We start from the raw sequence: 13,330 nt of genomic DNA on the forward strand, positions 1-13,330 counted from the left end.
AGCACAGTGCCCTAGGAGGGCTGTCGTGCCCCTGCTGACCGCCGCTGCTACCCACACCGCCAACCCGTCCGGCATGTGGCTGCTGCTCGCCATCCTCGCCGCCGTCGGCTACCTGCTCCACTGCGTGATCTGGCCGTATCGGGCGTGCCGCAAATGCGACGGCGCCGGCCGGTTCCGCTCCCCGTCCGGCCGCGCCTGGCGCTACTGCAACCGCTGCGGAGGCCGCGGTGCGCAACTACGCGCCGGCCGCCGTATCTGGACCCACCTCAAGAACATCGACCGCAAGCGCCGATAGTCAGCCAGCTCATCAGGAGGGCGCAAAAGCGGCCCCCGGCGCACAAGCCACCAAGCACGCCGCCGAGGGCCGCCCCCTCCGACCGATCACGGACCTCAACGAGGCCCCTAGAAGGAGGTACACCCATCATGACGCACCCCGCCCGCAGCGTCCCGGCCACGGCCGGATGCGGCACCCGGTTGCCCCTTGGGTCGCTGTGCTCGGGCTACGGCGGGTTGGACCTGGCCGTCGCCGAGGTGCTCGACGTGGCACCGGTGTGGGTCGCCGACCCCGCGCCCGGCGCCGCCGCTGTGCTCGCCCACCGGTTCCCCGGTGTGCCCAACCTCGGCGACCTGGCCGCCGTCGACTTCGGCCAGGTGCCGCGCGTCGACGTGCTGTGCGCCGGGTTCCCCTGCCAAGACCTGTCCTACGCCGGCCGTGGTGCCGGTATCCGCGAAGGGACCCGTAGTGGACTCTGGCACGTCATCGCCGACGCCGTGGGCGTCCTACGACCCCGCTACCTCGTCCTGGAGAACGTCGCAGCCATCGTTGCCAGGCGTCCCGGACTCGACGTCGTCCTGTCCGACCTTGCCACCCTCGGGCTCACTGCGGAATGGACGTGTCTACGCGCGTCCGACGTCGGCGCACCGCACGCCCGCAACCGCTGGATCCTGCTCGCCACCGACCCCGCGGCCAGCCCCGCCGGCGCTGTCGCCGACCCCGCGCGCCGCCGACACCAACGCCCCCGGAACCCACGGGAGGAGCGGCCCGGACCTGGGAACCGCTGTGATGCTGCTGCCGACCCCCCGCGCGACGGACGGCACCAAGGGCGGCCCGAACCAGCGGGGCAGCAAGGGCGACCTGATGCTCCCATCGGCCGTGATGCTGCTGCCGACGCCGACCGCGCAGGCGGCGAAGCACGCGGCCGACGACCGGGGACCGGGGACGCTGGACGACGCGAACCTGTGGTCAGTGGCGGCACGCATTGGGGCTGCTACGCCCCCGCAATCGCCCGGTGGGAGTACCTCATCGGCCGAACAGCTCCTCATCCCACTGAACCCACCGGACGTCACGGCGCCGACCGCCTGAGCCCTGGCTTCGTCGAATGGCTCATGGGCCTCCCGGACGGATGGGTCACCGACGTCCCCGGACTGTCCCGCAACCAACAGCTCACCCTGCTCGGCAACGGCGTCGTCCCCGCCCAAGGTGCCGCCGCCCTGGCCGACCTGTTCGCCCGCCTGACCGCCGACCGCACGCCGAACGAGGGGAAGGCGGCATGACCGACGGCCCCGGACTTATGGTGACCGCGCTCGCCCACGCCGGCCGCGGCTGGCACGTGTTCCCGCTGCGGCCCGGCGATAAGCGGCCCGCGCTGCGCAACGACTGGGAAGGCCGCGCTACCTCGACCGACCGAGCACGCATCTGGCAGTGCTGGCATCACGCGCCCTACAACATCGGGATCGCCTGTGGCCCGTCGAATCTGGTCGTGGTCGATCTCGACCAGCCCAAGCCCGGCGAGATCCCGCCGCTCGATTGGGACATGCCAGGGATCAACGACGGCGCCGATGTTCTCGCCGCGCTCTGCGAGCGGCACGGCCAACCCTTCCCATGGGAGACGCACACGGTGCGTACCGCGTCCGGCGGGATGCACCTGTACTTCACCGCCCCGCCCGGCGTCCGGCTGCGCAACACCGCCGGCCGGTTGGGATGGCTGGTCGACACCCGGGCGCACGGTGGCTACGTGGTGGCCGCGGGCAGCACCCTCGCCACCGGCGGCGCTTACGTGACGGTGTACGACACCGCGCCGGCGCCGCTCCCCGGATGGCTGGCCGACGTGCTCACCACACCCGACCACCCTGCCGCGCCGGCGCCGATGATGCCCGACCTCGACCAGCGGCACGCCGCCGGATACGCCGGCGCTGCTCTGCGCGCCGAGGTGCAACACGTCCTCGACTCCCGCCCCGGCGCTCGCAACCACACGCTTAACGCCGCCGCGTTCGCCCTCGGCCAGCTCGCCGCCGGCGGGATGCTGCCCGCCGCGCTCGTGGTCGACTGCCTCACCGCCGCCGGTCTCACAATCGGACTCACCCCGCGCGAATGCGAGGCGACGATCGCCAGCGGGATGCGCGCCGGCGCCCGCACACCCCGCGGGAGGGCCGCGTGACCGCTGCTGACAACATCCTCGCCGCTGTGGGCGCCGGCGCCCGGCTGGCCGAACTTCACGGCCAGCCCGCCGCGCCCACGTGGGAGCCGCCGGTGCCCCTCGGCGCCCGGCAACGCTTGCCCGCCTTCCCCGCTGACGCGCTTCCCGGCTGGGTCGGTGCGCAGGTGACCGCGGTCGCCGAGTTCACCCAAACCCCCCTCGACCTCGCCGGCTGTCTCGCGCTGGCCGCGCTGTCGACCGCCGCCGGTGGCCGCGCCATCGTCAACGTCCGCGGCACATGGGTCGAGCCGGTGAACATCTTCACCGTGGTGGCGATGCCGCCCGGATCCCGTAAATCTGCGGTGTTCCGCGCCATGACCCAACCCCTGCTCAACGCCGAACGCCACCTGGCCGAACGCACTCAACCCCGCATCGTCGAGGCCGAGTTGGCGCGGCGCGTGGCCAAGGCCGCCGCCGAGAAGGCCGCCGGCATCGCCGCCGGATCCGGCACGCCCGGCGGCGACCCTGACAAGCTCGCCGACGCCACCGACGCTGCCATGGCAGTAGAGGCCATCAAGGTGCCGGTCCTGCCGCGACTGGTCGCCGACGACATCACCCCAGAGAAGGCCGCATCCCTGCTGGCTGAACAAGGCGGACGGCTGGCCGTGCTGTCCGCCGAGGGCGGCATCTTCGCTACCGTCGCCGGCCGCTACTCCTCAACCCCCAACATGGAGGTGTTCCTCAAAGGCCACGCCGGCGACATGCTGCGTGTTGACCGGCAAGGCCGCCCTACCGAACACGTCGAACACGCCGCCCTCACCCTCGGACTGGCCATCCAGCCCGAGGTCATCACCGACATCGCCAAGATGCCGGGATTCCGCGGCAAGGGGTTGCTCGGACGACTGCTGTACGCCCTCCCGGAAAGCAACATCGGCCGCCGCCGCATCAATCCGCCGGCCCCGGCCGCCGAAGTCGTCTCCCGCTACGACACCGAGCTACAGAACCTCGTTAACGCCCTGTACGACTGGGACGACCCCGCCCGGCTACAACTCACCCCGGACGCGCACGCCGAGTTCCTCGCCCTCGAAACCCGCACTGAACCCCGACTGCATCCCGAAACTGGCGACCTCGGCCACCTCGGCGACTGGGCCGGCAAGTACGTCGGCGCGGTAGCCCGCATCGCCGGACTGCTCCACCTCGCCGCACACGTTGACGACGGATGGCGCATCCCGATCGAGGCCGACACCATGCGCGCCGCCATTCGGCTGGGGGAGTACTTCACCGCCCATGCTGTCGCCACATTCGACGCCATGGGCAGCGACCCCGACCAGCACGCCGCCCGTGCCATTTACGCGTGGATCGAACGCACTAAGCCCGACCGGTTCACCGTCCGCCAACTGTTCAGCAAACTGCCGCGCACCAAGTTCCCCAAAGTCGCCGACCTGGAGACGCCCCTAGACCTGTTGGAGCAACACGGCTGGATCCGCCGCCTACCCGACCCCGAACGCACCGGCCCCGGCCGCCGACCCTCACCCACCTACCTCGTACACCCCGACCTCTGTGGGACCGCCGCACAGCCACCAAGCACGCCGCCGGAAACCCGCTGACCACCCGACCGATCAACCCAAGTAGCGAGGTCGCCTGTGAAAACGGCAATCCGTCCAAAGGAGATGCTCACCCTCGCCGAGGTGTGCGCTGAGATCAAGATTTCACGATCCACCTTCTACGACTGGCGCGCCAAGGGGCTCGCGCCGGATTGCTCCAAAATCCCGAATGGCGAACTGCGAGTCAGTCGTGAGGACCTCAACGCGTGGTGGGAAGCTAGGAAGGTGGCCGCCTGATGCAGAACATCACCTACGACGTCCGTATCTACAAGACCGAGGTCTACAAGGGGAAGAACGTCACCACCTACACCGCCCGGTGGAAGGTCGGTCCCCAGGTCTGGCGCGAATCCTTCCGCGTCAAGGCTCAGGTCGACAGCTTCCGGGCGGAACTACGCTCCGCCGCCCGCAAGGGTGAGGCGTTCGACCTCGCCACCGGCCACCCGGTGAGTTGGGGACGCGCCAGGAAAGATATGTCCTGGTACGCGTTCTGCCTCGCCTACGTGGACATGAAATGGAAGGGCATCTCCGCCAAGCACCGCGCAAACACGGCATGGGCACTCGTCACCGTCACACCCGTGATGCTCGCCACCGACCGCGGCAAGCCGAAAGACCAGCACATCCGGACCGCGCTTCGCCGGTGGGCGTTCAACACCAAGAACCGCCCCTCGTGCCCGCCGGACGCAGCCGATGTCCTGCGCTGGGTCGAGAACAACACCAAGCCCATGTCCGTGCTGAACGACCCCGCCGCCGTCCGGGAACTCCTCAACGCCGCCGCCACGCTCCTGGACGGCAAGCCGGCCGCGCCGTCCACCGTTCAGCGAAACCGCGCGATCCTGCACCACGCCTGCGAGTACGCCGTTGAAATCGGCGTGCTGCCCAACAATCCGATCAAGACGACGAAATGGAAGGCACGGAGCAAGAGTTCCGCCGAGGTCGACCGCCGTTCTGTGGTCAATCACGCTCAAGCGCGTCGACTCTTCGAAGCGGTCCGCCGGCAGAGGCCAAGCGGGGAACGCCTCATGGCGTTCTTCGCCGTCATCTACTACGCTGCGCTTCGCCCCGAAGAGGCCGTGAACCTCCGAGTCGAGAACGTCACGCTTCCCGCCCTGGTCTGGGACGACGACGCACGGAAGTGGCAGGAACCCGCCGACGGCTGGGGAGAACTGCACTTCAACACCGCCAGTCCCGAAGTCGGAACCGACTGGACCGACGATGGCGCCAACCGGGAACGGCGCCAGCTCAAGGGCCGTGCCGAGGGCGCATGGCGCCGCGTGCCGACCCCACCGCCGCTTACCCGCATCCTGCGCGCCCACCTGCGGGAAATTGGTCCCGGCCCCGGCGGGCGCCTGTTCTGGGGGATCCGCGGCGGCGAGCTGGCCAGCATCACCTACCGCCGCGCGTGGGACGCGGCCCGCCAAGCGGCACTCAGTGACGCGGAGTACGCCTCACCGCTCGCCAAGAGGGTTTACGACCTTCGGCACGCCTGCGTGTCCACCTGGCTCAATGGGGGAGTGCCGCCGGCCGACATCGCTGAGTGGGCCGGCCACAGTGTCGAGGTGCTGCTACGCGTCTACGCCAAGTGCATCGAAGGACAGAACGAGGCTGCAAAACGGCGCATTGAAAAGGCACTACAGGACGCTGACGATGACCGTCCATAGCCTCCACGGCTGAGAGCGGCTCTTGACCACGGATCCGTGGTCAAGAGCCGCTCTCTTCAGCAGCGCCGTTAGGAGTGATGTCGATATAGAGCGCGATGCATGTTCCAATGTTTGGTTAGCCACTTCAGGTGCTCGTTGTTAGCAGTAATCGCGAGAGGTCTGCCGTTAAGTTGAGTGTAGAAGGGGTAGCTGGTCAGGTCGGGTGCTACGACGATGGTTTCAGCGTCGGGATCGAAGGCGATTAGTCCCAGATCAAAGAGACGGTGGATGTCGCGGCGCAGTAGGAATCCACCACCTTTGTGGTGCTTGCCAGTGGCTGCGTAGCTGTACAAGTGGGCGGCTTCCAGAGCTTGGGCGGGAGCGGGACCCGTGAAAGCGCAAGTTTCTCCAAAGGTTGCGAGCATTGCCTCCCGAAAGGCGGGCTGCCCAACCCGCACCCGCACTGAGGCCTTGCGATGTCCGCCGGCGATGACCTCCCGCGTCTCATCTAGAATCTTTAGAGGAGTGCGGTTCTTGCCCGTCTCTATCCGGTCACGAAAGTCTTCCCATCGCAGCGGGCGCAAGCTCAATTGTGATTTTGGCTTCTCGCACAGCTGGCGAAGCTCAGCGGCGGAGACAGTGCCGCGCAGATCGATCCAGCCAGCTTCGTGACGGCTGCGGTAGGTCTTCACCTCCACTTCGCGTATGAGTGGCTGGTCGAAATCGTCTCCACACTTCCAGCATTTGTATTCGGGGGACATCGTCTTGCGTGGGGCAACGTCGGCTCTGCCACAAGCTGGACAGGCCCGCAGTTCCTTTCTTCCCAGGCCCTCCTCGATGGCCTCGATGACCGACAGGCCGAGGAGAGTGTGGGTGTCCCACAGAGCGATCACGTCACCAACCGCGACCGCAGTGGCGTTCGGCACCCGCTCGTCCCAGCTGTAGTGGCGAGAAGGGTCGTCGTCGTACCCGTCACCCGCGCGCTTGCGCTCGTCCACCGCGATCATCAACCAGGCCCTCATGACCTGCCTCTCTGTCGATGGCACTGCCTCCCGATCAACCTAGCCACTGCTTCTGACAGCCAGAGTCGTTCCTGACAGTTGGAACGCCTCTGCGAGGGAGGACGGAGGCAGTGTGAGGGGACTGCATAGCCCGTAGGCGATTGGTTAGGACTAGGCGGCGAGGAAGAGGTGGATCCCGGCGCGAATGATCGACAAGGGGCTGGAAACGGCTAGTCAGGGGCGAAGTCGGGATCGGCCATGTATGCTGGCGCGGATCGGCATGAGAACGACGACTAGCCCAGGTGTTCGCGCACCCGGGCTAGTCGTTCGTCGCAGGACCTCGCACATGCGCTAACGAACGCGCGAGTCCCAGAATGTACCTTGACTAAACTAGTTACAACGTACAGGTACTTAGTGCGAGACGGCAACTGCACCTGGCGACGTCATGCCATAGGAGGTGCACGTGTTCGCGCTTATAGCCGCCCAGGTCGGGCCAGCCTTCGCCCTGGAAGCGGTCCCGCCCGTCCCAGCCCCGCTTGGTTGGGCAGCGGTCACCCTAACCTTCGCTCCTCACGCAGCGCGCGGCTGCAAGCGCATTGCGGGGAGGCTCCGGCGATGGCTCGTCGGCGTCGGCGCGGAGGTACTCCAGGGCAAGGAGGGCCAGGAGCCGAAGGGCAGCGGCCCGGCTGAGCCCTAGCAACGGTTGGGCAAGTCGGCAGGGCGACGATGGCGCCCCGTGCACGACGCGCGGGGCGCCAAGTTTTCCGGCTAGGTGACGCGACCGGGGGAAGTGAGCCGGTGTTGCGGGGGCTGAGTTCCGCACGTATTCCGCACGACCAGTCGCAAGCCACCGGTGGCAGCCGGACGCGGCCGGACAGACGAGAACGGCCCCTGACCGCGTATGCGCTGATCAGGGGCCGTTCTTTGCTGCTTGTGAGTGTGGGCAGGGGCGGGGTCGAACCGCCGACCTTCCGCTTTTCAGGCGGACGCTCGTACCGACTGAGCTACCTGCCCAGGACGCGTGTTGCGTGCGTCTGGCGGTCCTGACGGGATTTGAACCCGCGGCCTCCACCTTGACAGGGTGGCGAGCACTCCTAACTGCTCCACAGGACCTTGCGTCTCCGAGCCTATCGGCTCTGGAGGGGTGTCTTGGCCGGTGTTCCCGGCGCTTGGCGACGTCCGAGAGCATACGCGATGGCCGAGGGGGTCGCCAACTCGGTTACGCCGGGCGGGTGAGGGGACGATCCGGGCGGGGAGAAACCGGGCGGACAAGAGTGTTTCGTGTTTGTGCTTGGGGCTCCTACTCTGTCCGAGTTGCGCAACGGTGCGTGATCGGAGGGTGGCGCTGTTCCCCCTTGCGGGGGCGGCTGTAGAGAGGAGGCCGCGTGGTCGCGAAGCTCCCAGACCAGAGCGCGGAGGACTACCAACGCGGGCTTGGGACCCGCCAGATCCAGATGCTGGCCATCGGCGGGACGATCGGCACCGGGCTGTTCCTGGGCGCCGGGGAGAACATCGCCAAGGCCGGGCCCAGCCTGATCCTGACGTACGCGGTGGCGGGGCTGGCGCTGTTCTTCGTCATGCGGGCGCTCGGCGAGCTGCTGACGTACCGGCGGGCGGAGGGCGGGTTCGCCGGGTATGCCCGGGAGTTCCTTGGGCCGTTCTGGGGTTACGCCACGACCTGGACCTACTGGATCATCTGGGTGACGACCGGGATGGCGGAGCTGACCGCGGCCGGCAAGTACATCCAGAAGTGGTGGCCGGGCGTCGAGCAGTGGCAGACGGCGCTGGTGGCGCTGGTGGTGCTGTTCACGGTGAACCTGATCTCGGTGAAGCTCTTCGGCGAGCTGGAGTTCTGGTTCGCGATGATCAAGGTCGCGGCGATCGTGATGATGATCCTGGTCGGGCTCGGGGTGCTGGTGTTCGGGTTCAGCGACGCCGGGGACACCGCGCGGGTCGGGAACCTGTGGGACCACGGGGGCGTGTTCCCCGAGGGGGCCGGGGCCACGATCATGACGCTGCAGATGGTGATGTTCGCCTACCTGGGCGTCGAGCTGGTGGGCGTGACGGCGAGCGAGGCCAAGGACCCGGAGAAGAACATCCCGCGGGCGATCAACGCGCTGCCGGTGCGGTTCGCGCTGTTCTACCTGGGGTCGCTGCTGGTGATCCTCGCGGTGGTGCCGTGGACGGCGTTCAAGGGCGGGGCGAGCCCGTTCGTGCTGGCGTTCGACCGGATCGGCATTCCGGGCGGGGCGGACATCGTCAACTTCGTGGTGCTGACGGCGGCGCTGTCGTCGTGCAACGCGGGCGGGCTCTACTCGACGTCCCGGATGCTGCGGACGGCCGGTGTGAACGGGGACGGGCCGAAGGTGCTCGGACGGCTCAACGGGCGCGGTGTGCCCGTGCTGACCGTCGTCATCTCCGCGCTGGTCATGGGGATCGGCGTGGTGGTCAACGCGGTCGTGCCGGAGAAGGCGTTCGAGTACATCACTTCGGTCTCCACCGGTGGGGCCCTGCTGGTGTGGACGGTCATCCTGCTCGCGCACATGGCCTACCGGCGGCGGTCGGCGGCCGGGGAGCTGCCCAAGGCGCCGTACCGGATGCCGTGGGCGCCGTACACGAACTGGGCCGTGCTGGCGTTCTTCGCCTTCGTCACCGTGACGATCGCGTGGGAGGCCGACACGCGGATCGCGCTGTACGTGATGGCCGCCTGGGCGGCGCTGGTCGTGATCGGCTGGCCGTTCGTCCGGCGCGGCTCGCAGGAGGCGCGGGTCCCCGTCCCGCTCGCGGAGGAGAGCACGAGCGCCTGATAAGGGCATCCCACGGCGGGGAGGCGCCCGCCGTGGGATGATCCCTCATGGCGGTTCCTTCCTCCGGAGGCGCGCGTGACCAGCATGCTTGAGATCCGGGTGCGGTGGGTCCTGCTGGTCGTGGTGGGCGTGGCGAACGTCATCGGTTCGCTGGTGGTGCTGCTGTTCGCGACGTTCGTGGTGCCCGATCCTCCGTTGGACGACCGCGACTACGTGCATCTGGTCAACGCGGTGGCGTTCTTCAGCTATCCGGTGGTCGCGGCGCCGGCGGCGCTCCTGTGCGGTCTGTGGCTGTGGCGGCCCGTGGTCACGTTCGTCCGGGACGGGGGAGAGCCCGACCGGCGGCAGCGCCGGGCCGTGCTGCTCGGGCCGCTGCGGCTGACGCTGCTCGTCGGGGCGCTGTGGGCGGTCGGCGCGCTCGGCTGGGCGGCGCTCGACCTGATGCTGTTCACCGGGCGGCTGGCGGTGAAGACGGGGCTGACGTGCCTGCTGGGCGCGGGCACGACCTGCACGATCGTCTACCTGCTGTCGGAGCGGCTGCTGCGTCCGGCGGCGGCGCTGGTGCTGGGAGCGGAACGTCCGAAGAGGCTCCGGCTGCCCGGGGTGACGACGCGGGTGATGCTCGCCTGGGCGCTCGGGACGGCGATCCCGGTGTTCGGGCTGATCTGCGTCGCGATCGCCGCGCTGGCCTCGCCGGACATCAACGTCACCCAGCTCGCGATCACGATCCTCGGCCTCGGCGGCGCCGCGCTGCTCGCGGGGGTTTGCGTGATCTACATGGCGACGCGGGCGATCGCCGACCCGATCAAGGCGGTGCGCAGCGGGATGGCGCAGGTCGAGCGGGGGGACCTCGGCGCCGAGGTGGACGTGTACGACGCGAGCGAGGTCGGGCAGCTGCAGGCCGGTTTCAACCACATGGTCGCGGGGCTGCGCGAGATCGAGTGGCTGCGCGACCTGTTCGGGCGGCATGTCGGCGAGGAGGTCGCCGACCTGGCGCTGGAGCGCGGCGTCGTCACGCTCGGCGGCGAGACGCGCGAGGTGGCCGTGCTGTTCGTGGACCTGACCGGGTCGACCCGGCTGGCCGACACGCGCAGCCCGGACGAGGTGGTGGGGCTGCTCAACCGGTTCTTCGGCGTGGTGGTGTCGGCGGTGGCGAAGCACGGCGGCTGGATCAACAAGTTCGAGGGGGACGCGGCGCTGGCGATCTTCGGGGCGCCGACGCAGGTGGAGGACTCGGCCGGCGGGGCGCTCGGCGCGGCCCGGGAGCTGGCGGTGCGGCTGCGCGCCGAGGTGCCGATGCTGGACGCGGGGATCGGCGTGTCCGCGGGCCCGGTCGTCGCGGGGTACATCGGGGCGGAGGAGCGGTTCGAGTACACGGTGATCGGCGATCCGGTGAACGAGGCGGCCCGGCTCAGCGACCTCGCGAAGGACGAGGAGGGGCGGGTGCTCGCCTCGGCGACCGTGCTGGAGCTCGCGCACCTCGCCGAGTCCGACGAGTGGGACCTCGGGCGGTCGGTGACGCTGCGGGGGCGGAGCCGTCCGACGCGGCTGGGCACGCCCCGGCGCCCCGCGCGTCCCCTCGTCCCCGCGCCGCGGCGGCCCGGGCCGGAGACGGGACGGGCGAGGTTCCCGCGCCCGCTCAGGCGCAGCAGGAGGCTGCTGTTCGGGGCGCTGGTGCTGGCGAAGGCGGCCAAGAGCGCGCGGGCCGCGGGGCCGGGCGGCGCGGAGGAGCCCGGAGGGGATTCCGGCGGTCCGGCCGTGTCTGACTCGTCCTGACGGGACCCGCTGCGTATCGTCACCTTCGGTACACAGTCTGCTACCGATCCGTAACTCCGGCGTCACCGGACGGTCCGAGGGTTGGGGCGGACAGCCCCGGCTCCCGAGAGGTGACTGATGCACCGGCGGAATCGTCTCGCGCTCATCGCCGTCCTGGCCACCGCGGCCGTCGCCGTCCCGGCGGCGCCCGCCGGCGCCCGGCCAGGCCCCGACCCGCTCCTGTCCGTGCTGCCGGGCGCCCCGGAACCGCGGCCGCGCACCGCCCCGGTCCGGGCTCCGGATCCGGACTCCGGCGTCCTGGACGTCGCGCACCGCGGCGCGTCCGCGTACGCGCCGGAGAACACGCTGGCGGCGTTCCGGCTCGCCCGGGCGAGGAAGGCGGACATGTTCGAGCTGGACGTCCAGGAGACGAAGGACCACCAGCTCGTGATCATGCACGACACGACCCTCGCCCGGACGACGAACGCCGAGGAGGTCTACCCGGGCCGCGGGCCGTGGAAGGTCGCCGACTTCACCCTCGCCGAGATCGGGAGGCTGGACGCCGGCGGCTGGTTCGCGAGGAGGTACGCGGGCGAGCGCGTCCCGACGCTCGGCCAGGTGCTGGCCGCGATGCGCGGGCAGGGCCTCGGCCTGCTGCTGGAGATCAAGAGCCCGGAGCTCTACCCGGGCGTCGAGCGGCGCATCGCGGCGGAGCTGAAGCGGTCCCCGTCCTGGCTGCGGTACGACCCGCGGGGGCGGCGCCTCGTCGTCCAGTCGTTCGACTGGGCTTCGGTGCGCCGGTTCCACGCCGTCCTGCCGAAGGTGCCGACCGGCCTGCTGGGCACTCCGAAGGCCGCGGACCTGCCGAAGCTCGCGAAGTGCGCGGACCAGGTCAATCCGCCCTTCGGAGGCCTGACCGGGTCCTACGTCGACGCGGTGCACGACGCCGGGATGGACGTGCTCACCTGGACGGTCGACGACCCCGGCGCCATGGAGCGGGCGATCGACCTCGACGCGGACGGGATCATCACCAACCGGCCGGACGTCCTGCGCGGCGTGGTGGACGACTCCGGCGAGCGGGCGGCCTGATCAGGCGGGCCACCGGCGCGCGCGGGCGATCAGCGCCCGCGCCGCCGGGCCGCGCGGTCCCTCGGCGCGCCAGGCCAGGGCGATCCGCCCGGTCAGCCGCGGCCGGACGACCGGGAGCGCGCGCAGGTCGTCCGGGCGGCCGAGGGCGGCGGACTCGGGCAGCACGGCGACGCCGAGGCCGTGCGCGGCGATCTCCGCGAGCACCGGCGGCTCGCCCGCCTCGAACGCCACGCGGGGGCGCAGTCCGGCGTCCGCGAAGGCCGCGTCCAGGACGGACCGCAGCCCGGTGCCCTTCGGCAGGCAGATCAGGCTCTCCTCGGCGAGCGCCCGCAGGGTGATCGTGGACCTGCGCGCCAGCGGGTGGGTGCGGGCGACGGCGGCGACGAGGTCCTGCTCGATGACGACCCGCGTCGCGACGCCCTCGGGCGGGCCGGCGCCGAGGCTGAGGTACGCCAGGTCGATCCGTCCGGTGCGGAGCCCCTCGGTCAGCGCGGCGGAGTCCTCCTGGACGACGGTGATCTCGATGTCCGGGTGGTCGCGGTGGAATTCGGCCAGCATGCCCGGAAGGTCCAGCGACCGGATCCAGTCGATCGTGCCGATCGTGACGTGCCCGCGGAGCAGGCCCGTCAGCTCGTCCACGGCCAGCCGGGCGCCCTCGACCGCCGCGAGCGCGGCCCGCGCGTAGGGCAGGACGGCGGCGCCGACCTCGGTCAGGCGGACCGTGCGGCCGGAGCGGTCGAACAGCGGCTGCCCCAGCTCCCGCTCCAGCTGCCGGATCTGGGCGCTCACGCCCGGCTGGGCCACGTGCAGCCTTGCCGCGGCCTTGGTGAAGCCGGCCTCTTCCGTGACCGCCACAAAGTACTCAAGCTGGCGCAGCTCCATAACCGGACATGCTAGTCGCGGCGCTTCCCAGTGCCCGGGCTTCTGGGTGACCGGTCGGTCCGGCAACCATTTCTTTTGCCGGTCTTGGCCGCATCGCTGCTGTTCAGAGGACTGATCCGGGCGTGTGCGGTGATTACC

The 13,330-nt window shown here is 70.0% G+C and carries 11 protein-coding genes and 2 tRNA genes; 9 read left to right on the plus strand and 4 right to left on the minus strand.

Annotated elements, in window-relative coordinates; all coding sequences use genetic code 11:
* Positions 1 to 25: 25 nt before the first annotated feature.
* The 6 genes from ABD944_RS18440 (at position 26) to ABD944_RS18465 (ending at position 5,679) form a co-directional block, all read left to right on the plus strand.
* On the plus strand, positions 26 to 295 hold the full coding sequence (locus ABD944_RS18440; RefSeq protein WP_345178060.1) for a hypothetical protein: 270 nt from the start codon (positions 26 to 28) through the stop codon (positions 293 to 295).
* 128 nt (positions 296 to 423) lie between these two features.
* Positions 424 to 1,554: a DNA cytosine methyltransferase gene (locus ABD944_RS18445; protein WP_345178063.1), complete on the plus strand. Its 1,131-nt coding sequence runs from the start codon at positions 424 to 426 to the stop codon at positions 1,552 to 1,554.
* Positions 1,551 to 2,438, plus strand: coding sequence for a bifunctional DNA primase/polymerase (locus ABD944_RS18450; protein ID WP_345178066.1), 888 nt, complete (start codon positions 1,551 to 1,553; stop codon positions 2,436 to 2,438). The genes ABD944_RS18445 and ABD944_RS18450 overlap by 4 nt, the downstream gene beginning before the upstream one ends.
* The gene (locus ABD944_RS18455; RefSeq protein ID WP_345178069.1) at positions 2,435 to 4,024 is read left to right on the plus strand and encodes a YfjI family protein; all 1,590 of its coding nucleotides are present in this window, start codon (positions 2,435 to 2,437) and stop codon (positions 4,022 to 4,024) included. Before ABD944_RS18450 ends, ABD944_RS18455 begins: the two co-directional genes overlap by 4 nt.
* A 63-nt stretch (positions 4,025 to 4,087) precedes the next feature.
* Complete coding sequence (locus tag ABD944_RS18460; protein WP_345178072.1) at positions 4,088 to 4,258, plus strand: helix-turn-helix transcriptional regulator; 171 nt, start codon at positions 4,088 to 4,090, stop codon at positions 4,256 to 4,258.
* Positions 4,258 to 5,679, plus strand: coding sequence for a tyrosine-type recombinase/integrase (locus tag ABD944_RS18465; RefSeq protein ID WP_345178075.1), 1,422 nt, complete (start codon positions 4,258 to 4,260; stop codon positions 5,677 to 5,679). Before ABD944_RS18460 ends, ABD944_RS18465 begins: the two co-directional genes overlap by 1 nt.
* Positions 5,680 to 5,747: 68 nt before the next feature.
* On the opposite strand, the gene ABD944_RS18470 is transcribed toward ABD944_RS18465, so the two are convergent.
* The 3 genes from ABD944_RS18470 to ABD944_RS18480 form a co-directional block, all read right to left on the minus strand.
* The gene (locus ABD944_RS18470) at positions 5,748 to 6,665 is read right to left on the minus strand and encodes an HNH endonuclease (RefSeq protein WP_345178077.1); all 918 of its coding nucleotides are present in this window, start codon (positions 6,663 to 6,665) and stop codon (positions 5,748 to 5,750) included.
* 934 nt (positions 6,666 to 7,599) lie between these two features.
* A tRNA-Phe gene (locus tag ABD944_RS18475) sits at positions 7,600 to 7,673 on the minus strand.
* 21 nt (positions 7,674 to 7,694) lie between these two features.
* Positions 7,695 to 7,772: transfer RNA gene (locus ABD944_RS18480), tRNA-Asp, on the minus strand.
* Between the two features lie 272 nt (positions 7,773 to 8,044).
* Between ABD944_RS18480 and ABD944_RS18485 the strand changes: the two genes are divergently transcribed.
* From ABD944_RS18485 to ABD944_RS18495, 3 genes are all read left to right on the plus strand, one after another.
* The gene (locus tag ABD944_RS18485) at positions 8,045 to 9,466 is read left to right on the plus strand and encodes an amino acid permease (RefSeq protein ID WP_345178079.1); all 1,422 of its coding nucleotides are present in this window, start codon (positions 8,045 to 8,047) and stop codon (positions 9,464 to 9,466) included.
* Positions 9,467 to 9,550: 84 nt separating this feature from the next.
* On the plus strand, positions 9,551 to 11,242 hold the full coding sequence (locus tag ABD944_RS18490; protein WP_345178180.1) for an adenylate/guanylate cyclase domain-containing protein: 1,692 nt from the start codon (positions 9,551 to 9,553) through the stop codon (positions 11,240 to 11,242).
* Between the two features lie 117 nt (positions 11,243 to 11,359).
* On the plus strand, positions 11,360 to 12,310 hold the full coding sequence (locus ABD944_RS18495; protein WP_345178080.1) for a glycerophosphodiester phosphodiesterase: 951 nt from the start codon (positions 11,360 to 11,362) through the stop codon (positions 12,308 to 12,310).
* Here the strand turns inward: ABD944_RS18495 and ABD944_RS18500 are convergent, their stop codons facing one another.
* Positions 12,311 to 13,192 (minus strand): LysR family transcriptional regulator, encoded by an 882-nt coding sequence (locus tag ABD944_RS18500; protein WP_345178082.1) that lies wholly within the window; start codon positions 13,190 to 13,192, stop codon positions 12,311 to 12,313.
* Positions 13,193 to 13,330: the final 138 nt, after the last annotated feature.

Source organism: Actinomadura verrucosospora, assembly GCF_039540335.1.
GTDB lineage: Bacteria > Actinomycetota > Actinomycetes > Streptosporangiales > Streptosporangiaceae > Spirillospora > Spirillospora verrucosospora.